The following is a 20,675-nucleotide window of genomic DNA, read 5'->3' on the forward strand; positions in this document are numbered from 1 at the left end:
CCAGACCGGTAGAAATAGATCAGGCGCTAGAAAAAAGCTGCGGAGCTACAACAGATGTGAAAGATATTGTTGAGTTGTTGGTCGTCAGGAGAGTAAAGGTTAATGCCCCTCGTGCGGAAACGAGGGGGAGTTTAGTTTTTTCTTAACCTTAACCTCATTCTAAGCCTCAAATCTTATCTATTGAAAAAAGTGTCACCACTGCCGTGGCTATACTTCATTAATTGCAAATTTCTCATTCCCATCCCCATTCCCAACTGACTACTGATTATCCACTTAACCCCCGTATCTCTTCCACAATCTCTTTGGTGGGCCGGAAACCACAGTCATAAATGGGAATCTGGGAAGCAATATCCAGAATACGATCCAAATGCCGGCCGGTCATCTCTTTATCGTAGAAATGCTGGATGCCGTTGGCCATAAAACGCATGGCAGCATTGATACCCGTGAGTTTGGTGACTTCGTTTTCAGGCGACTGCCGAATAAGAAAGATTTCGTTGAGTGGCGCCATCTGTGGTTCCTGAGCATAATAAGGCATCGGAGTATTGAACATAAACCAGCAGCCATCGACCTTACGCAGCCACAGCCTGTCGTCGTTAATTAAAGTTGCCCCTTCATTTTTCCAGATACCTGCCATCGTACTTTTGCCTGTGCCTGATACGGCGGTAAAAAGGCGACCGGTGCCATTTTCTAAAACCCCGGATGCATGAACCAGCACATCGTCCTGAAAATGCGCCAGCACAACCATCAGTACAGAGCCAAAAGGTTGGAAAAGCGGGTCAATGATAATATTTTCAAGGCCTTTTCGGGGAACCAGTGTTCCCAAAATAGTCTCTTTTGTAAAATCAATGACACCCAAGACTTCTTTTAATTGAGGGTCATCATCAAAAATCACCTGAATGGCAATCTCCTTGTCTCTACGAAAAATAGTCCAGGAATAAGGAATTTCAGCTCCGGGAAAAGATTCCCCTGATAGAGCACGGGAAAAACCAGTTGAGTTAATAGATTCAGAAAGAGAATAAGATACCTCAAAGGATTTGTAATCTTCGGTAAGAGAATGATTGTATAAAGAACTTCCAAAAGAAGAAAGTTTTATTTCAGAGGAAAATGTTTTGAAATTCAATCGCAGTCCGGGAAGAAAAACATCCATGATGCAGTTGCTATTAGAACCTATCGTTCATAGGTAGGTGTACCACCACCGAAAGGATTGTCTTTGGGGTATTGTTGAGTCTCGTTGTAGTTCGGTTGATCTGTAGTTGTCAAGTCTTCCTGTGACGTAGATCCTGCAACAAATGGAGGATCAGTATTTGAAGTCATCACTAGGGAGATTTCTCTATCAATATCCACCACCTCCATCACCGGTTTCCGGTAGGCCTTTTTACGAATCTCTATATGTAAGTTATTCCCAATTCTCATTCGGGTTAAAATCTCTCTTGGTTAATTATTTCAACAACTTTTTTGTCAATGGCTGTCTTTAGGAAATCATCTATGTCAGCTTCAAGTGTTGCCTTATCTACGTCGTATAGGGTAAAAAGGTTTTCGGTCATCTCCTCAATGGTCTTCGGGTTCTCCAGAATTTTCAGGATATCAGCCCCCACCTCATTGAGCGTTAACACGCTGGTCATATCGGCTACCTTATCGGTCAACGGAACCATTACCATTTCGCTACCCATCTGGCGGGTAACAAATTGTTCAGCATTCAACCGGTAAAGTACTCTTTGTTTATCCACGCTCACTTCTACTCAATTTCAACGGGCAAAGATTGCAAAAAATGAGGAAACTGCATAGGTGATTAGACAAATACAGAGATTTCTTTGACTAATGAAGTGGAAATGAGGTTGAGGCTGAGGTTAAGAAGTTTTTATTGAACAGTCACATTTCTTAAAGATTTGCTGACTTTTGTATAAAGGCACATCAGCAAATTTAATAGTTGATCCCGGCCCGGAATGGAATCCTCAATCTCAACCTCAACCTCAACCTTAGCCTCATTCTTTTTATATTCCCATCCTGGCATACGGGGCCACTTCTTGTCCCACAAACTCTTGTTTCTGATATTTAAACAATCCCGTAATGGCAATCATGGCCGCATTATCGGTAGTATAGGCAAATTTAGGAATATAGGTTTTCCAGCCGTACTTCTCATTTCCATCCAGAAAAGCCTGGCGCAATCCCGAATTGGCAGACACCCCACCAGCAAGCGCAATCTCTTTGATTCCGGTTTTTTTTGCTGCAGCCACCAGTTTGTCCATCAGAATATCCACTATTGTTTTCTGCAAAGATGCACACAAATCGTTTTTATGATTTTCCACAAAATCGGGTTCTTCCTTAATGTGGTCCCTCAAAAAATAGAGAAAAGAAGTTTTCAAGCCACTGAAGCTGTAATCGAAGTTGGCAATACGGGGTTTGGAAAACTGAAATGCATCCGCGTTTCCCTCCTTAGCCAGTTTGTCAACAAGGGGGCCCCCGGGATAAGGAAGTCCCATCACTTTGGCGCATTTATCAAAAGCCTCTCCGGCAGCATCATCAATGGTCTGGCCGATAATTTCCATATCCAGGAAATCCTTTACCAGTACAATCTGACTATTTCCACCGGAGACCAGCAAACATAAAAAAGGAAACTTCGGTGTCTCATGCCTTTCTTCACGTTCCTGAATGTAATGTGCCAAAACATGAGCCTGCAGATGGTTTACTTCAATTAAAGGAATTTTTCGTGCCAGGGCAAACCCTTTAGCGAAGCTGGTGCCAACGAGCAAAGACCCCATCAACCCGGGTCCCCGGGTAAATGCTACAGCAGAAATTTCCTCAGGAGCAACCCCGGCATCCTTCATAGCTTTATGCACCACTGGGATAATGTTTTGCTGATGAGCCCGTGAAGCAAGTTCGGGCACCACACCACCATATTCCTCATGTACCTTTTGTCCGGCAATAATATTGGAAAGAATGACATCACCTTTTATGATTGCAGCAGAAGTATCGTCGCAAGAAGATTCTATACCTAGGATAATGGGATTCATGGTAATCTCGTTTTTTATTTAGGGCGGTAAAGATAATGAAAAAAAAGCGTCACTCCTTTCCTGGGTTTAACTGCTAATTGAAAAAGCCGGCTTGAAGCCGGCTAATATCTATCTTAGCCGGTGTTACCCTTTTGAGGTTGTCCAAAAAGTCATAGTTTTCGTTTTTTTTGTCATTCTGAACGTAGTGAAGAATCTCTTTATCAGCGACCTATGAGGCTATTGCCAGCACAATGCAAAAAATGTAGTGACTTTTTAGACAGCTTCCTAATCTCATTCAATAATGTCTGACTGACCGTTGAAAGAGTGCCGTCATTGTTGTAAATTTCCAAAACGCAAAAAATTGACACAAAAAGCATCATTCACATAACAAATTCATTATCTTTAAGCCTCAGAGATGAAAAACAATCACTGCTATGCGATTTAAGAAGAAGCCGCAATACCGAGCCGTTGTACCCGGAATCATCATCGTATTACTTGCCCTGTTTGCTACCCATGCTACCAATATTCCGTTATTGTGGTCCGGTTTTATGATGGGTTTTGGAACGGTTCTTTTTTTCAACGGTTTTATACAAGGCAAAAAAGAGCACGGGCGACTTCGTCTTTTCAGCAAAAAAACAAACAACAATCGTCCGCTAAAAAAAGCTTAAACGCAGAGACGCTATGACGCAAAGTTTTTATTATACGTGAGTTGCACCCTGCATGTATGGCTTTGCAACGGCCTCATTATCAGTTTATTATTACCCAAAAGCTATGGGAAAAAGGGAGTATTGAAACAAAAAAACCGATATTAAAATCAAAATATGAAGATTCAATTTGAAAAAGCCACGCTCAACGATTTGGTTCCCATCAAAGAGATATACGACTACTACATTGCCGAAACCACGGCTACTTTCCATACGCACCCTGTCAGTTTTGAAGAATTACGGGAAATCATCCCTTTTCACAACAAAAAATACCCGTCTTTTCTAGTTAAAGCCGATGGTAAAACAGCAGGGTATTGCTATTTGTCGCAATTTAAAAAGCGCCAGGCCTACGATCGTACAGCCGAAGCAACCATTTATCTGAAACCGGAATTCTGCGGACAGGGGATCGGATTCAAAACAGTAACCTTTCTGGAAGAAGCAGCCCTCAACCGTGGCATCAAAGTTCTTCTTGGAACCATTACGGGCACCAACGAGAACAGCATACGCCTTTTTGCCAAGTGTGGGTTTGAGAAATGCGCCCACTTCAAACAGGTAGGTATTAAATTTGACGAATTGCTGGATGTGGTTATTTATGAGAAAATTCTGGAATAATTTATAAGTCCAGTCTTAACCTGCATTCAATTATTATTGCTTCAGATATTTATCAAACAATTGTGCAATTGATTTGGGTTCTCCAATCAGTGTCAGGGCATCATGTTCCTGCAAAACAGTATCACCATGAGGAGCAAATGTTTCTGAATCACGCTCAACAAGGGCTACCAGCACATCAGGAGGAAGTTTAATCTCTTTCAGCTTCTTTCCAACCAGCTCGAACTGAGCAGACTGAGGCAGCAACCTCACGGTGAAGAACCTTTCGTTGTGTAACAGATATTCTTTTATTTTTCGATGGCTCTTATGGTCAAACATCTCTTCAACAAACTCATCGCGCTCAATAACATCCACCAGTCGGGAAAGCATACGCAATTGTTGTCGTGAATCACTTGGCGGATTTACCAGGAAAAAGAAAATTTTAATGTAATCTTCTGACGAAATACCTCCCTTGCCAACAGGTTTGCGAACGCCACGACTCGATAAAACAATATGCAGCGAGGGATGGTCTACCCCCTCACTTTTAGCGTATAAGATAGACACCTCAGGAATAATCAGCGCCGGCTCAATCGCCGAAGTCGTAAGAAATTCATTGACAAGAGTCTCTTTACTGGCATGCATCTCGGTGGAAAAAACTTCAGCCACTTGTGACACCAACTCATCAAACTCCATATCCTTATCCAGGTTGGTTATCCGGGCTCTTGTTATTGTTTCATCGAATGGATCACCCTGCCGGAGACCCTTTTCTTTCAGGATGGTCATAAACTCATTCTCCAGCTCTGAGTATTGATACTTACCCAAAAGCGCAAACCAATGGAATATTGCTCCCTCCCTTTTAACTTTTTCACGGGCATAGTAGTAATACCACAAAAACGAAATCAGCGTGACAATACCACTGAACAGAACGGCTGTCCATCCCATATAAACAATCAGCACCAGGGATACAAAAATACCGGCAATCTGCATCCCCGGATACAAGGGTGATTTATATCCCGGATCATAAGAATCAATATTACTTTTTCGGAAAACAATGACCGCAAAATTGATCAGCAGGAAAATAAAAAGCTGAAAAGCACTGGCAAGTTTGGCAATTCCTTCTTCCGAAACCACCAATATCAGAAATAATACCAGCGCAGAAGTAAATAAAATAGACAAAACAGGAGTGCCTGAATTCCCCACCTTCGCAAACCGTGGAGGAAAAAGCTTGTCCCGGGCCATGGCAAAGGGATACCTAGAAGACGAAAGCAATCCTGCATTTCCGGTTGAAGCAAAGGCAGCCATGGCAGCTCCTACCATCAGATAAGTTCCGGTCTGACCCGGCATCCATTTAAATAGTTGTTTGGCAGCAGTAGCAGCCGGGGCCAGTTCATTGGCGAAATCGGCCGGGTCGATCAATGCTACCATCACAAAAACTCCCAGAAAATAGATGACACTGGTAATGACCAGAGAAAGCAACATCCCAAGAGGAATATTTCGCTCGGGATTCTTGATCTCTTCAGCAACACTGGCTACTTTGGTCAACCCAAGATAGGACACAAAAACAAAACCAGCCGTGGTGATAATTCCTTCTATTCCATTCGTGAAAAACGGGGTGAAATGCTCATTGGTTGACGGGCCATCGATTCTTTCAGTAAAAAAAACGGTGTATAATCCATCAAAAATAAAACCACCTAAAACAACCAGAAGAAAAATAATAAAAAAGTTCTGAAGCCCGGAAGTTTTCTTAGCCCCTATCAGGTTCAGTCCGGTAAACACCATAGTTGCTGCAACAGCCACCAATTGAACCGGGACATCCCAAAAAATTGCGGCATAAGCACCGATACCAATAATGGCAAAAGCTGTTTTAAAAACCAGTGAAAGATAGGTTCCCAGTCCTCCGATGGTTCCCATCAACGGGCCAAGACTACGATCAAGAAAAAAGTAAGCTCCACCGGCACGTGGAAGTGCTGTGGCAATCTCGGCCATACTAAACATGGCAGGTAAAATGAGCAATCCGGAAACAAGATAAGCAACAAAAACAGAGGGACCGGTGTACTGTGAAGCCAGGCCGGGCAAAAGAAAAAAACCGGAACTAAACATAGCACCGGTACTGATGGCAAAGACATCAAACAGTCCCAACTCTTTTGTTAATTTCCTTTTCCCTTCCATGTATATTGTTTAATGCGTTAAACCACTAAAAGTGCTTTATTGTTCTCCGTCCAAATGAAAAATATTTTGTTCATCACCATAATCAACAGAACCCCGATCCCAAAATATAAGTGTAGAGTTTAATGATTAAAAGAATTGTATTTCTCAACGCTCATTACAATATTGAACCGGATTCGCTCAATTAACACAAATTCGGATTATACACTCAATTCTTTTATCAAATCAGAGATTTTGGCAATAACATTATTGGAAAGTTTTTCCATCCTTTGCCTAAGATCGAAATGTTCCTGAAAATATTGATGATCCGGAGTAATCGGAAAATCTTTGTTGTAATATTGAAGTTCCTGCTCCTGTGTTTTGATTCGTCCCATCATCTTTTTTAATTGCTCTTCCCATTCATCAAGAATCATCTCTTCAACAGCATTAAGTTCTTTTTTGCCCTTTCCGCCTGCGATTTCATGGTTACGCTCCCTGATGATTTTAAAGTCACGAAGAAACCATTCAATATGGTTTTTCCACATTTTATATTCAAAATCAAGGTCTATAAGGTGTATTTTACCCTCCTTCATAGCGACAGATTTATGGTGATTTTTGCTTACATAAGATACAGTTTTTTTCATTATTGTCAGAAAAAAAACAGGCAATGCGAAGCGAACAAAAAAAATTTGCCAGCTCCGCATTGCCCGTGTAAACGATCAATCTATGTCCGGTTACAATAAATCTTGCAACTTAAACATTAACCACCGATACCTCTTTCACAATTTCCAATCCACGCTTGATCGCCTTTTCATTCATCGGTATCAGATGGTGGTGTCTTTCGGGAAGTGATTTTTTCAATCCCAGGAGTACATTTTCCATTTTCATCACAGGTTTCAACTTCAGGAAAGCCCCCAGCACAATCATATTAAAAGTTTTTGCGGACTTCATCTGTGCCGCCTCTTCCGCAGCTTCAATCATAAAAATATTGATATCTTTCCTTTCCGGATGGCGGGTAATACCATTGGGATCGTAGAGCAACAGACCACCGGGTTTCACCAATGGTTCGAACTTGTCCATCGACTGCTGGTTAAGAATGATCGCCGTATCAAAAGCGTGAAGAATGGGCGAACTTATGCGATTGTCACTCAAAACCACGGTAACATTGGCTGTGCCACCCCGCATTTCAGGTCCATAGGAGGGCATCCAGGAAACTTCCTGGCCTTGCATTACCCCAGAGTATGCAAGAATTTTACCCATCGACAGGACACCCTGACCGCCAAAACCTGCAATTATTATTTCTTCCTTCATAACAAACTTTTTTTTGTGCATTCAAACACTCGCATCTCACATTTTAATTTTGAGAATGAAATTTTTGAATTCACAAATGTCTTGTTAAACATTTCACCGGTTTATTGACCGGTATTTTTAAACGTCTTTTATATCACCAAGTGGATAAAACGGGAACATATTTTCTTCCATCCAGTTATTGGAATCCACAGGATTCATTTTCCAGCCCGAACTACAGGTAGAAACCACTTCAACAAACGAAGTCCCGGTTTTCTCTTTTTGCTTTTCGAAAGCTTTCCGGATAGCCTTTTTAGTCCGTCTTACCGCAGCAGCAGAATGAACAGCCTGACGGGTAACAAAGTTAGTCCCGGGCAACTGAGCAACAATTTCCGTTATTTTCAACGGATTACCATCGGTTTGGGGATCCCTCCCAAAAGGACAGGTTGATGCCTTCATACCCTCAAGAGTAGTTGGAGCCATCTGACCACCAGTCATCCCGTAAATACCATTGTTAATGAAAATCATCACCATGTTTTCACCACGGTTACAGGCATGTATAGTTTCCGCGGTACCAATGGCCGCCAGGTCACCATCGCCCTGATAAGTCACCACAAACCGATCTGGACGTAACCTGGAAATGGCTGTTCCCAGAGCAGGTGCACGTCCGTGGGCAGCTTCCTGCCAATCGATAGCAAGATAGTTATAGATAAAAACAGAACATCCCACCGGAGCAACACCAATAGTTTTGTCCTGGATACCCATTTCCTCGATGACTTCGGCCAGCAGTTTATGAACAACGCCATGGCTGCAACCCGGGCAGTAATGCATCACCTTATCAGTTAGAACACTGCTTTTTTTATGAACCAGGTTCTCCGCTTTTTTTATATCTTCAATTAATACCGACATAATCTTATCCTCCAATCAGTTTTTGTTCCAGAGCATCAGCAACCTCATCAGGCGAAGGAATTACTCCGCCATAGCGACCAAAATGCTCAACCTTTACTTTTCCTTCAATAGCAAGTCGGACATCTTCCACCATTTGCCCGCTACTCATCTCAACCGACAGAATACCCTTCATTTTTGCACCCAGTCTCTGAATTTCTTTGGTAGGAAACGGATACAGGGTAATGGGGCGCAGAAGACCAACTTTAATACCTTTGTCCCGAAGAATTTCAATAGCTGCTGCCGAAATACGGGCGCTGCTGCCATAGGCAACAATCAGGTATTCTGCATCTTCAACATCGGTAGTTTCGAACCGCACTTCTTTCTCTTCCATCTCCCGGTACTTTACCTGAAGCTTATTATTGAAAACCTCATGAGCCTCAGAATCCAGCTCTACGGATGTAATGATATTGTAGTCGCGGGAAGCCGGCTTTCCGGTAGTAGCCCAGGGATGCATTTTCTCAACCTCTTCATCCGTCCAGCGCTTCTGCTGAGGTTTCAACTCAACCTTTTCCATCATTTGTCCAATCATTCCGTCAGACAAAATCAAGGCAGGATTACGATATTTAAAGGCAAGATCAAAACCAAGTTCTACAAAATCGGCCATTTCCTGTACAGAGGCAGGAGCCAGAACAATTAGCTTGTAATCGCCATGCCCGCCACCTTTTACCGATTGAAAATAATCGGACTGGGAAGGCTGGATAGTACCAAGCCCCGGACCTCCTCGTACCACATTGACCACCAGACAGGGCAACTCAGCCCCCGCCATATACGATAATCCTTCCTGCATGAGGCTGATACCCGGACTGGAAGAAGATGTCATCACTCGTTTCCCGCATCCGGCACCGCCATACAACATATTAATTGAGGCAACTTCACTCTCGGCCTGAAGAACAACCATTCCGGTTGATTCCCACGGACGCAATTCCATTAGTCTTTCCATCACCTCCGACTGGGGTGTAATGGGATACCCGAAATAACCGTCCGCGCCACAACGAATTGCTGCTTCGGCAATGGCTTCATTGCCTTTCATTAACCTTAGTTCACTCATTTGTTTATTATTTCTGTGATTCTGACCGGATTGATAAAAAATCAGGCCATTTCAACTTTTTTACGATAAACTGTAATACAACTATCCGGACAAACCAATGCGCAATTGGTACATCCGTTGCAAGCATCAGGATTTGCCATAAATGCATAATTATACCCCTTACCGTTCACCTCATCTGCCAGGGCTATTACACTTGTCGGGCAGGCTTCGACGCAAAGCGAACAACCTTTGCAAGTCTCAATGTCCACCTCTATTGCTCCTATCATTTTTGCCATAACAAAATTTGTTTTTTCTTTAAACTATATTACGAATTTAGAGAAAAATTGTAATTAACCTTCATGATTCTCGTCATTATTTCCTATAAACAAAGCGAATATAATGAATTACAATTTGTAAGCTTAACGAAAATCAGAGAGTTAAGATTCTAGTTTATATGCATTCTATATTGCCCTAGCACCCGGAGTATTAACGGCTGAAAAGTGCTGTAATCTGCGTCCTAGTTCATCCATTCTGTCCAATGGCGTATGGGAGACACAAATTCTCAGCCCTTCACTTCTGGAACTACCTGTGGTGTCGAGTGTTATGGCACTGATTCCAAATCTCAACAACTGCCCAAGCAGCTCTTCTCCCGTCATTCCCGGGTAACTGACTGTAAAATAGAAACCATCTGCCACATCGTGTTCTTCATCCTTATCGTACACCAACTTAAATCCATTGTTCAAAAAATGCTTCTTCATTATTCCCGCCCGATCACCATATTCCTTGACATAACTCCGGAAATCAAAATCACCATCATTCACTGCTTTCAGTAAAGCAGTAAGACCAACCTGCGCCGAATGAGCCGTGCCCGCAGTCGTGGAATAGAGGGCATCCTGTAGAATGGCCGTTCCAAAGCGGTCCGAATTGAAAACGGCACCCAAATCAGGATAAGATTTATTAAACAAGGTGTCTGAAATCAGCAAACTCCCTATGCGCTGACCGGCATAGCTGAAAATTTTGGAACTTGAAAAAAGTAACACATAATTATCAGTATATCGGGCAACAGTGGGCTGGTGCGGAGGTTTTCCGGGTGCTCCGTAATTGTGGCGAAAATCCATTCCGAAATAGGCCAAATCCTCCATCACAATCACATCATATTGATTGGCAAGCTCTCCGATTATTTTCAATTCTTTATCGGTAAAACAGATCCATGCCGGATTGTTGGGATTGGAATAGAGAAAAGTGCTGATATTTCCTTTTTCCAGATAGCTTTCCAGCTTATCCCGGAGCTTATCACCACGATAATTGTAAATATCAAAACTCTCATATTTCATGCCCTGCACCGCAATCTGTCGCTTATGAACCGGAAATCCGGGGTCAATAAACAGGGTGGTGTCCTTTTTTTTGTCACGCTTATTGGCAACCATAAAAGTGACAAACGACGATTGCATGGAACCAACTGTCGGCACACAGGAGTTGGGACTTATCTCCACATCCAGAAAAAGTTTAACAAACCGCGAGAGTTCAGTTCTCAGCTCCCGCCGCCCTTCAATAGGGGGATAAACTGATGCCACGCCCTCATTCAGGGCCGCTATTTCTGCCAACACCCCTTCTTTTGGAGCTTTGAGCCCCGGAACGCCCATTTCTGTACGTATAAATGATTCCCCACTGAATTCCTGCAACCGGTTAACCAACTGCACTATCTGCCTGATGGTACAAAAAGACAGACTTTTAACTCCCAACTCTTTACGGAGTTTCTGCATTACATTCTCTGAGATGGGGAAAAGACTGTTTTGTGTCATTTTAATTTCCTTTTATCAATAACTCTTTTGGCTTTTCCTTCACTTCGCTCAATAGTCTTGGGCTCCACCAGTTTCACATTCACACTCAATCCAATGGTGCTTTCAATCTGGTTCTTTATCTTTTTTCCAAGATTTTGAAGTTCACTGATTTTATCCTGATAAAAACGGTCTTCCACCTCCACATGCAATTCAAGCGTATCCAAATTATTAACCCGATCCACCACTAACAGATAGTGAGGCGTGGTTTCATCCATTTCAAGCAACACGCTTTCAATTTGTGAAGGGAATAAGTTCACGCCCCGGATGATAAGCATATCATCACTTCTTCCGGTACATTTCTCCATTCGGACAAGCGTTCTGCCACATTTACAGATACCGGTGTGTAACCGGGTAAGATCGCGTGTACGATAGCGAATAATAGGCAACCCCTCCTTAGTAACGGTGGTAAAGACCAGTTCACCCAGTTCACCCGCAGGCAGCACCTCCAATGTTTCCGGATCAATAATTTCAGGGATAAAGTGATCTTCATTAATGTGAAGACCATTTTGATATTCACAGTCAAAAGAAACCCCGGGACCAATTATTTCACTCAATCCGTAAATATCAAAAGCTTTAATCTTTAGTTTCTTCTCTATTTCCTTACGCATGTTATCCGTCCAGGGCTCAGCACCAAAAATCCCAACTCTGAGTTTCAGATCCGCACGATCAATTTCGCTTTCATCAATCGCTTCGGCAAGATAAGATGCATACGATGGCGTACAGGCAAGAACCGTTGAGCCAAAGTCATTCATCAATTGTAACTGTTTCCGTGTATTCCCTCCTGAAATTGGAATTACAGAGGCTCCAACTTTTTCGCCACCATAATGAAGCCCCAATCCGCCAGTGAATAGACCGTAACCGTAAGCAATCTGGATAAAATCGTTATTGGTAACCCCTGCGGCAGTAAGTGTACGCGCCATTACCTCCGACCATACCGCTATATCTCTACGCGAATAACCAACCACAGTGGGTCGTCCGGTGGTTCCGGAACTGGCATGAAGGCGGATAATTTCACTCATGGGCAAAGCAAAAAGTCCGAACGGATAATTGTCGCGCAAATCCTGCTTGGTGGTAAAGGGCAATAGTTTTAAATCCTCCAGTGACTGAATATGCTCCGGTCCAATTCCCTGCTCCTGCATCTTGGCACGATAGTAAGGCACATTATAATAAACCCGCTCAACAGCCTCTCTTAAACGCTCACTCTGAACATTTTTCATTTGCTCTCTCGGCATTGTTTCAAAATGCCGGTTCCAAATCGATATTTCCATAAGATTTTTAAAATTTGTAGAGGTCACTTGCCGAAATCAGCTCCATCTCGTGTTTTTGAAACTCTTCCACAGCTTTTTTTGCATCATCGGGACATACAACAATAAAAGATTTGTCGTCCGGAGAAAAACCATAGAGATATTCAATTCCAATATTGGCATCTGCAAGAATTTTCAAAGCTCTGGACAATGCTCCGGGAGAATTTGGAGCAGCGAATGAAATCACCTCACTGACATTGACCGAAAAAAGATTCTTTTTCAGAATTTCCCTGGCTTTAGAAGGATCGGATGGTATTAATCGCAAAATACCGAATTCGGAAGTATCAGCCAGACTACATGCAGAGACGTTAATATTTGCATTTCCAAGTATCTCAAACACTTCGTGCAATCGTCCTGAACGATTTTCCAGAAACACCGACAGTTGTTCGATTATCATAACATTGACTTTTTAGGACCTGTTGAATTCATCGCTGACCGATTTTCAATAACCCCGGTTCAGAAATATAAGGAATCAATGATAGAATCTGATTAAATGCAAATATCACTGAAAAACCTGCGTTACACGAATAATTGAACATCGTGACGGAGGCGATGAATTGACCAGGTAGGTTAAAACGACGGAAAATTACAAATTTTTAACAACTTTATTTTATTTGAAACCAAATTTATTTGAACAGAAGACATGGAGCATGGGGCACAGAGGGAATGGAGAAGGAGGCCCGGGAAAAAATGCTGTATTCACTGCTACAACCGGAGTCAAATCATGTTCGATATTTTTTTTCAATCTAACCTCTTATTTATTAGAAAACTTAACAGGTTTGCACTATTTTTGCATAAGAACATATCAATAGTCCGTTAAAAAAAGGCCTAAACGCAGAGGTATAAAGCCGCAAGGTTTTTAATTATCGGAGAGTTGCATTCAACTCTTGCTTCCTTGAAAATAAGTTGTAATCAGGTATTTACAACAAATTAACGGAGTATTGACATTTAAAACATGAATTTATTACGTTTTGATTCCACCCCTTCCTAATCCGGCAAAACGATTCACCATAAAACCGCGACGGACATCAAGAGTTTCAATAAAATAGTTTACATCCTGTTGCTTGTAATCATCGGATTACCGCTCCTAGGCTCCATCATTTTCATGTTGCCGGGGGTGCAAACCCGTGTCGTTACCAGTGTCACCAATCGTTTGAGCCATGACCTGAACACAGAAATATCCATCGGACGCATTCAGGCATTGCCATTTTCAGGAATTCGCATTAAAGACCTCCTGGTGCGCGATCTCCATAACGATACTCTCATGTTTGCTCCGGAAGTACACTCAGAGATTGATTATTTCTCATTCTTCAAAAAACACATATTTCTTGGACGGGTGAAGCTCACCTCACCAAATTTGAATTTGAAACAAGAAGGAGAAGCGATGAATTTCACCTTTTTGTTGGATTCCCTGAAAAAAAACAAGCCAGATACTGTAAAGTGGCATTATTCAGTTCGGGGAGTGGACATCGAAAATGGAAGGATAACCTTATCCAACAGCATATTCCAGAATGAATCTTTCAAAATTGATGCACTCGAGTTTTCGGAACTTAATCTAAGTGCCACCAGAACCTCCAATGTCAATGACTCTCTTAATTTTAAATTGGAAAACCTGAGTCTTGTGGAGAAAACCGGCTTGAAAATAACAGGTGCAGGAGCAGAAGGAAAAATCAGGGAAGATAAAATCAGCATTCAGGATATCTTTCTTACCACCGACAAATCTGATTTGAGCATAAAAAAACTGGAGTTCACCAGAAATCCTAAAGAAACGGGGCCCTCAGCCGAACAACGATTTCACACCGAACTGGATAAACTACTCATCTCCCCAAAAGAGTTGGCGCTATACTTCCACGGCATTCCTGTTCCCGACAATCCGTTGGTTCTCTCAGGCGAAATTTCCGGATCTCTGAAAAACATTAAAGGACGTAATATTGTGCTCTCCCTGGGACGTCGCACCCGATTGAAAACCTCTTTCGACCTGACAGACCTCAGTAATTTCAGGGAAACCTTCATTTTTATGACGATTGAGCAACTTCAAACCACTTCAGATGATATATTAAAGTTCAGCAAAAAGTCACAAGATCCTCCTGCGTTTCTGGAAAACCTCGGCATGATTCACTACACCGGCAACCTCACCGGATTTTTTAGCGACATGGTAGCTTTTGGTACTTTCGACACCGAATTTGGCTCTCTGAGTACAGATATAGGAGTCAAATTCAGTAAAGAAGAGGGCATATCTTTCAGCGGATCCCTCTCTACCAGAGATTTTCAGACAGGAAGAGCTTTCAGCAACAAGAATAATCCGGGAAATCTGAGTATGGATATTGAACTTAACGGATTCTGGAAAAACCGAAAAAGTTATTTTGCCTATTTGATGGGAGACATCAACTCTTTTGAGTGGAACGAATACATCTATCAGGATATAAACATTAATGGATTATTTACCTACCAGCGCTTCGACGGTTCGGTGGAAATGCTGGATCCCAACGGAATTTTTCGCTTTAACGGTGAGATTGATGCCTCAGGAAAAACTCCGGTCTTTCAATTTCGTGCCGAACTGGAAAATGTGTTGCCCGACAGGCTCAACCTCGTTCCTTCCATGAAGAATGCAGTAGTCACCCTTTCGGCAGGTGCCAATTTCAAAGGAGACAATATCGATAATTTATCTGGTAAAATAGACATTACGGAAGGCCTGATATACACCCCAAAAACATCGCTCTCACTGGATTCATTATCCCTTCATGCATATCAGAAAGGAGCCGTAAAGAAAATAGAACTCACTTCAGACTTTATTGAGGGAGAAATTTCAGGGCATTACAATTTTTCGAAATTCAGGCAATCATTTCTCGACATGGCTTCTCATTATCTGCCCTCACTTACCAACAGAGAACCAGGCAGAGACCTGCCGGAGAATAAGTTTGATTTCAATTTCAACTTCAATGGTTTCGACAGGGCTGCTGCCATTATTCTGCCCGGCCTTGAAGCAGCATCGTCCGGGACTTTAAAAGGAAGGGTTGATTCGGAAAACAAAATCCTGATCATTGATGCTAATTTTGAAAAAATAGGATACAAGGGCATTTCGGTAGACGATATTGAGTTTCATGCCAATACTCTTGAAAAAAACAATCTGGAAGTTATTTTGAGAACATCAAAAATAGAAAGAGACAATACTATTGCGCTCTATAACTTTTCCATGCACAATAAGGCCTCCAAAGACACCCTTGGCGTCAATTTATTCTGGAACAACTGGGATGAAGTCACCAATAGCGGAGCAATATATACCACAACTGCTTTCAGAAGAGACAAAAATAAGAAGTTCTATTCAGACATCCGACTTGGGCCATCAACCGTTATTTTACGTGATTCTGTCTGGAATATCAGTGAAGCCCACGGGTTTATCACCCCCGTTTCCTTCAGTATTCAGGGGCTTGAAATCGACCATTCCGGTCAGCGACTTGCCCTCAATGGCTTTTTGCACAAAAAATCGATGGATGGGTTACGATTGGAAATGGACAATATTGACCTTGCACAATTTCTTGGAAAAAACAGTCAGCTAAAACATAGATTTGGAGGAACAGCTGATGGCAGCATAGAACTTAAAAATTTTTATCGCACCCCCCTATGGACAGCAAACTTTTCCATCGATCAATTTAGCTTTAATACCGATACAATGGGCTTTTTCACCCTGGGTTCACGATGGAATTCGGAAAAAGATGTGCTGGAAGTCAACACCTCTCTAATGCAAGAAGATCGGCAACCGCTGATTGGGGAAGGCTATATCAACCCTTCAGAAAACAAGATGAATATTGGCGTGAAACTCGACCACTTTGAAATCAATTTTGTTAACACCTTCATCAGCAATATCATCCAGGATTTGAACGGCACTGCCTCGGGCAATTTATTTCTAACCGGACAGCTAACCAAGCCGCTTCTCTCCGGAAAAATAAATTTAGATGAAGGGGAGTTTGATGTGGATCTGCTTCAGACAAGTTATGAAATTAGTGATTCGGTGTGGTTTTATCCAAACGAAATCAGGTTTCGCGACCTTACCTTAAAAGACCGCCATGGCAAAAAAGGGAATTTCAAAGGCTCCATCTATCACGATAATTTTACCAATATGGTTTACAACCTGCAAATGGATGTAAATAAAATGCTGGTACTGGACACAAAGATTAAAGACAGTCCCTATTATTACGGAACTGTTTATGCCAATGGCCAGCTAATGGTAACAGGAACCACCCGAACCATTGAATTGAACATAGAGGGTGAAACATTGGAGAACACCAGATTCTTTATACCAATGGCCAACAAGGAAGAGGCGGTACAAAGTAACTTCATCCAGTTTATTGGCAAAGAGGGAGACAACCAACAAATCAGGGTTAATTCGGGTTCAGAGGAATACCAAGTGGACCTTTCAGGCCTGGCACTAAATATGGAAATTGATGTAACGCCTCAAGCCCGCATAGAAATTATCTTTGATTCCACTCTGGGAGATTTGCTTAGTGCATCAGGTGATGGCAATATTCAGATTCAAATCGACCGACAGGGGAATATTAGTTTTTTTGGCGATTACATTATTGACCGTGGAGAGTATCTTTTCTCCCTGCAAAACCTTGTAAACAAGAAATTTGCCATCAATAAAGGGGGAGTGGTTTCATGGCAGGGGGCACCCTACGATGCGAAAATTGATCTCACTGCAGTTTACAAAGTAAAAGCCTCTCTTTCCGATTTGGTAGGTCCCATGGGTAATGGCTCTTCAGGTGAAGAAAGCAGCGACCTCCAGCGACGCATCCCTATCAATTGTAATCTGATGCTCAATGGCCCTCTGGAAAAACCAGGGATCAAATTCGGACTGGAAGCACCTACGCTTACTGAAAGCCGGGAAAGCTACATGCTTGATTTCATCTCCACGGAAGACGAAATGAACAGGCAGGTCCTGTCATTGCTGGTTTTGAATCGTTTTTACACTCCCGAATACATGCGTATGGGCAGCGACGCCGGACTCCAAACCAACAACGCCGCCCTGGTCACCACCACAGAGATGCTCTCGAACCAACTAAGCCGCTGGCTTTCCAATATAAGCAATGATGTAGATATAGGTGTCAGTTACCGACCCGAAGATAATATCTCAAGTGAGGAAATTGAGGTGGCCTTGTCAACCCAAATGTTTAACAATCGCGTGAGCATCAATGGTAATGTGGGTTATGGAAGATATCAGACCAATACAAGTAAAATGGTAGGGGATTTTGATATGGATGTAAAACTCAACCCCAGCGGAAACATCCGGGCAAAAGCATATACCCGTTCAAACGATGATATCATTTACGAAACATCTCCGACCACCCAGGGCATCGGACTTTCTTTCAAAGAGGAATTCGACCATGTTATCAATTTATTACAGAGATACTGGCAGGCACTAACCGGGAAAGAGAGTGACAATGAACAATGAGCAATTATCAATGAGCAATTATCAATGAGAACACTATTGTGTGATACCCAAAACCGAAAATTACCACCCTGTAATTGGCAACTAATAACTGATAACTGATAATTGAATCCCGTTAACTGATAACTGCTTCCTGATCCAATAACCAAAGACTCTTGTCTCTGTTTACACGTGCTGCCGGATACTTTTGATAATCCTCCTTTTCATTAAGAATCTCATCCACTTTCTCTGCCTTATTCTTCCCGGTCACCAGAAAAACAATCTCGCGGGCGTTATTAATCACTTTACCGGTCAGTGTTATCCTCTTTTGTCCGGAGGTTGGGTGCGTTCCGATTTCACAAAGTTCTGATGAATCCCAGAGGTCAATTTCGTGAGGAAAAACAGACGCTGTATGTCCATCATCACCCATTCCGAGCAGTACCACATCAAAAAGTGGAAGTCCCTCCTTTGAAGGCAGCTCTTTAGCAATCACCTCGCGATAATCTTCAAGGGCCTCCTGGGAAGGTAACTCCCCCTTTACCCTAAAAATATTCTTCTCAGGAACAGACAAAAGAGAAAAGAGATGCTGATGAGTCATATTAAAGTTGCTCTCCGGATCACCTGGGGGTACACAACGCTCATCGCCCCAGAAAAACCGAATTCTGTCCCATTTTATAGTCTCCCTGTATTCCTGAGATAAAACATCGAAAATAGTTTCGGGTGTGCTGCCTCCCGACAGGGCAATATTAATTTGGTCATTTTCCTGTGTCAGCGAAGAGAGATAATCGCCAAAGAAACGAGCCAGTTGCTCCTTCGAATAAAAAATCTTTGTTTCCATAATGCTATATTTTTGGGTTCAGAGAATTCTTAATGCTGGAGGTTAGAAAAAATTCTCCACAGCTGACAGCCTAACCCCGTTCGGCAATAATCACATCGAAGCCTGAAGAACAAACCCTCCCACAACTCAGAACTCAGAACCCAGAACTCAGAACCCAGAACTCAGAACCCCTATCAACCTAACCATCTGCTATGTTTACAATGCCCTCTATTTGCCAGTCCCTTTATGATGAATTTAGGGCTCCTTAAAGCTCACAATACAATCCGTCATCCGACAGGTTTTTGCATGGATATCTCCAGGTCATTTTTCCTTCAATCAAATCATCACTTACATCGGGCCCCCATGTACCGCCGGGATATCCGTGAACTTTGATACCGGGATTCTCTTTCCAGGCTTTCAAAATGGGGTCAATAAATTTCCAGGCAGCCTCCACGGCATCTCCGCGTGAATAAAGCGTTGGATCGCCAAGCATACAATCCAACAACAAACGCTCGTAAGCCGAAGGGAGGTATGTGTCGCCCAGATCGGAGTAATGGAAACCCATATTCACATCCTGAACCCTGAAACCGGCACCCGGCACTTTCATACCGAATTTCATCAACAAACCTTCGTCGGGCTGAATCCTGATAACCAACTGATTCTGTTGTCTCAGGATTTCCTGATCTTCCGAAAACAGGTGATGAGGAGTTGGCTGAAAATGAATAACAATCTCCGTCACCCGGGTAGGCAACATTTTGCCGGTTCTGATGTAAAAGGGCACTCCTGCCCAGCGCCAGTTGTCAATAAAAAACTTCATGGCCACAAAAGTCTCTGTCCGGGATTTGGGATCTACTCCCTCCTCATTGCGGTAACTTTTAACATCACTTCCGCGAACTTTTGATTCCGTATATTGTCCGCGTATAACAAAATCCTCTACTTTATCCTTGGGGATGGGACGGAGCGACTGCAACACCTTCACAATTTCGTTACGAATACTTTCGGCATTCACCAATGTAGGTGGTTCCATAGCTACCAGGCTGGTCAGCAACAACAAATGGTTCTGCACCATGTCCCGCATAGCGCCCGAATCCTCGTAATAACCACCACGGCTGCCAACGCCAATATCTTCCGAGGAGGTTACTTCCACATGATGAATAAAGTTACGATTCCACAAGGGTTCAAATATCCCGTTGGAAAAACGGGTAACCAGCAGGTTTTGAACCGTTTCCTTCCCAAGATAATGGTCAATCCGATAAATTTGCTCCTCATGGAAATATTTTAGCAGGTCACAATTCAATTGTTGAGCACTTTCCAGATCATACCCAAAAGGCTTTTCCACAATAATTCTCCGAAAACCGTTTTCACTGTTGTTCAAATCCTGTTCTGCCAGGTATTTTGGCACCAATGGATACATGCTGGGAGGAGTGGCCAGATAAAAAATAAAATTTGCCTCTGTTCCCACTTCCTTGTCCAGTTCTTCCAGTCTTTTGCGGAAACCTTCGTACTCGGCTCCATCCTTGGTATTAAATGAGTAATAAAATAATTGACCCAGGAAATCGTTATGCTCCCTCTCCTTTTTGGAAGAAAATTCTTTCACCC

18 protein-coding genes are annotated in these 20,675 nt (G+C 42.6%); 3 read left to right on the forward strand and 15 right to left on the reverse strand.

The genetic code is table 11. The features are described from left to right. Positions 1-265: 265 nt before the first annotated feature. The 4 genes from QZZ43_RS17350 to tsaD form a co-directional block, all read right to left on the reverse strand. Positions 266-1,147 (reverse strand): hypothetical protein, encoded by an 882-nt coding sequence (locus tag QZZ43_RS17350; RefSeq protein WP_291861949.1) that lies wholly within the window; start codon positions 1,145-1,147, stop codon positions 266-268. A gap of 20 nt (positions 1,148-1,167) precedes the next feature. Beyond that, complete coding sequence (locus tag QZZ43_RS17355; protein WP_291861951.1) at positions 1,168-1,314, reverse strand: hypothetical protein; 147 nt, start codon at positions 1,312-1,314, stop codon at positions 1,168-1,170. 104 nt (positions 1,315-1,418) lie between these two features. Further along, positions 1,419-1,727: a PqqD family protein gene (locus QZZ43_RS17360; RefSeq protein ID WP_291861953.1), complete on the reverse strand. Its 309-nt coding sequence runs from the start codon at positions 1,725-1,727 to the stop codon at positions 1,419-1,421. 264 nt (positions 1,728-1,991) lie between these two features. Further along, positions 1,992-3,011, reverse strand: coding sequence for a tRNA (adenosine(37)-N6)-threonylcarbamoyltransferase complex transferase subunit TsaD (gene tsaD, locus QZZ43_RS17365; RefSeq protein ID WP_291861955.1), 1,020 nt, complete (start codon positions 3,009-3,011; stop codon positions 1,992-1,994). Positions 3,012-3,424: 413 nt separating this feature from the next. Here tsaD and QZZ43_RS17370 point away from each other — a divergent pair, with 413 nt between their 5' ends. Beyond that, positions 3,425-3,658, forward strand: a complete 234-nt coding sequence (locus QZZ43_RS17370) for a hypothetical protein (RefSeq protein WP_291861956.1) — start codon at positions 3,425-3,427, stop codon at positions 3,656-3,658. A 153-nt stretch (positions 3,659-3,811) separates the two neighbouring features. Then, a complete protein-coding gene (locus tag QZZ43_RS17375; protein ID WP_291861958.1) occupies positions 3,812-4,306 on the forward strand; it encodes a GNAT family N-acetyltransferase in 495 nt (164 codons plus the stop codon). Between the two features lie 33 nt (positions 4,307-4,339). Here QZZ43_RS17375 and QZZ43_RS17380 read toward each other — a convergent pair whose 3' ends face one another. From QZZ43_RS17380 to QZZ43_RS17420, 9 genes are all read right to left on the reverse strand, one after another. Continuing rightward, entirely contained in the window at positions 4,340-6,451 is a 2,112-nt protein-coding gene (locus QZZ43_RS17380) for an amino acid permease (RefSeq protein ID WP_291861960.1), read from the reverse strand. 197 nt (positions 6,452-6,648) lie between these two features. Beyond that, positions 6,649-7,020: a hypothetical protein gene (locus tag QZZ43_RS17385; protein ID WP_291861962.1), complete on the reverse strand. Its 372-nt coding sequence runs from the start codon at positions 7,018-7,020 to the stop codon at positions 6,649-6,651. A 160-nt stretch (positions 7,021-7,180) separates the two neighbouring features. Continuing rightward, positions 7,181-7,738, reverse strand: coding sequence for a 2-oxoacid:acceptor oxidoreductase family protein (locus tag QZZ43_RS17390; RefSeq protein ID WP_291861964.1), 558 nt, complete (start codon positions 7,736-7,738; stop codon positions 7,181-7,183). A gap of 117 nt (positions 7,739-7,855) precedes the next feature. Then, entirely contained in the window at positions 7,856-8,623 is a 768-nt protein-coding gene (locus QZZ43_RS17395) for a thiamine pyrophosphate-dependent enzyme (RefSeq protein WP_291861966.1), read from the reverse strand. Positions 8,624-8,627: 4 nt separating this feature from the next. Then, positions 8,628-9,710: a 3-methyl-2-oxobutanoate dehydrogenase subunit VorB gene (locus QZZ43_RS17400; RefSeq protein WP_291861968.1), complete on the reverse strand. Its 1,083-nt coding sequence runs from the start codon at positions 9,708-9,710 to the stop codon at positions 8,628-8,630. Between the two features lie 41 nt (positions 9,711-9,751). Next, positions 9,752-9,985, reverse strand: a complete 234-nt coding sequence (locus tag QZZ43_RS17405) for a ferredoxin family protein (RefSeq protein WP_291861970.1) — start codon at positions 9,983-9,985, stop codon at positions 9,752-9,754. Between the two features lie 165 nt (positions 9,986-10,150). Then, a complete protein-coding gene (locus tag QZZ43_RS17410) occupies positions 10,151-11,491 on the reverse strand; it encodes a pyridoxal phosphate-dependent aminotransferase (protein ID WP_291861972.1) in 1,341 nt (446 codons plus the stop codon). After that, positions 11,488-12,798: a phenylacetate--CoA ligase family protein gene (locus QZZ43_RS17415; protein ID WP_291861973.1), complete on the reverse strand. Its 1,311-nt coding sequence runs from the start codon at positions 12,796-12,798 to the stop codon at positions 11,488-11,490. The genes QZZ43_RS17410 and QZZ43_RS17415 overlap by 4 nt, the downstream gene beginning before the upstream one ends. Positions 12,799-12,805: 7 nt before the next feature. Beyond that, on the reverse strand, positions 12,806-13,231 hold the full coding sequence (locus tag QZZ43_RS17420) for an ACT domain-containing protein (RefSeq protein WP_291861975.1): 426 nt from the start codon (positions 13,229-13,231) through the stop codon (positions 12,806-12,808). A gap of 663 nt (positions 13,232-13,894) precedes the next feature. On the opposite strand from QZZ43_RS17420, the gene QZZ43_RS17425 reads away from it, so the two are divergent. Beyond that, complete coding sequence (locus QZZ43_RS17425) at positions 13,895-18,283, forward strand: translocation/assembly module TamB domain-containing protein (protein ID WP_291861977.1); 4,389 nt, start codon at positions 13,895-13,897, stop codon at positions 18,281-18,283. Between the two features lie 112 nt (positions 18,284-18,395). On the opposite strand, the gene pgl is transcribed toward QZZ43_RS17425, so the two are convergent. Beyond that, positions 18,396-19,097: a 6-phosphogluconolactonase gene (gene pgl, locus QZZ43_RS17430; protein ID WP_291861979.1), complete on the reverse strand. Its 702-nt coding sequence runs from the start codon at positions 19,095-19,097 to the stop codon at positions 18,396-18,398. Positions 19,098-19,341: 244 nt separating this feature from the next. Continuing rightward, a partial coding sequence (gene zwf, locus QZZ43_RS17435) for a glucose-6-phosphate dehydrogenase (protein ID WP_291861981.1) occupies positions 19,342-20,675 on the reverse strand: 1,334 nt, incomplete at its 5' end.

The sequence above is a fragment of the Marinilabilia sp. genome, from assembly GCF_016278715.1.
Taxonomy (GTDB): domain Bacteria; phylum Bacteroidota; class Bacteroidia; order Bacteroidales; family Marinilabiliaceae; genus Marinilabilia.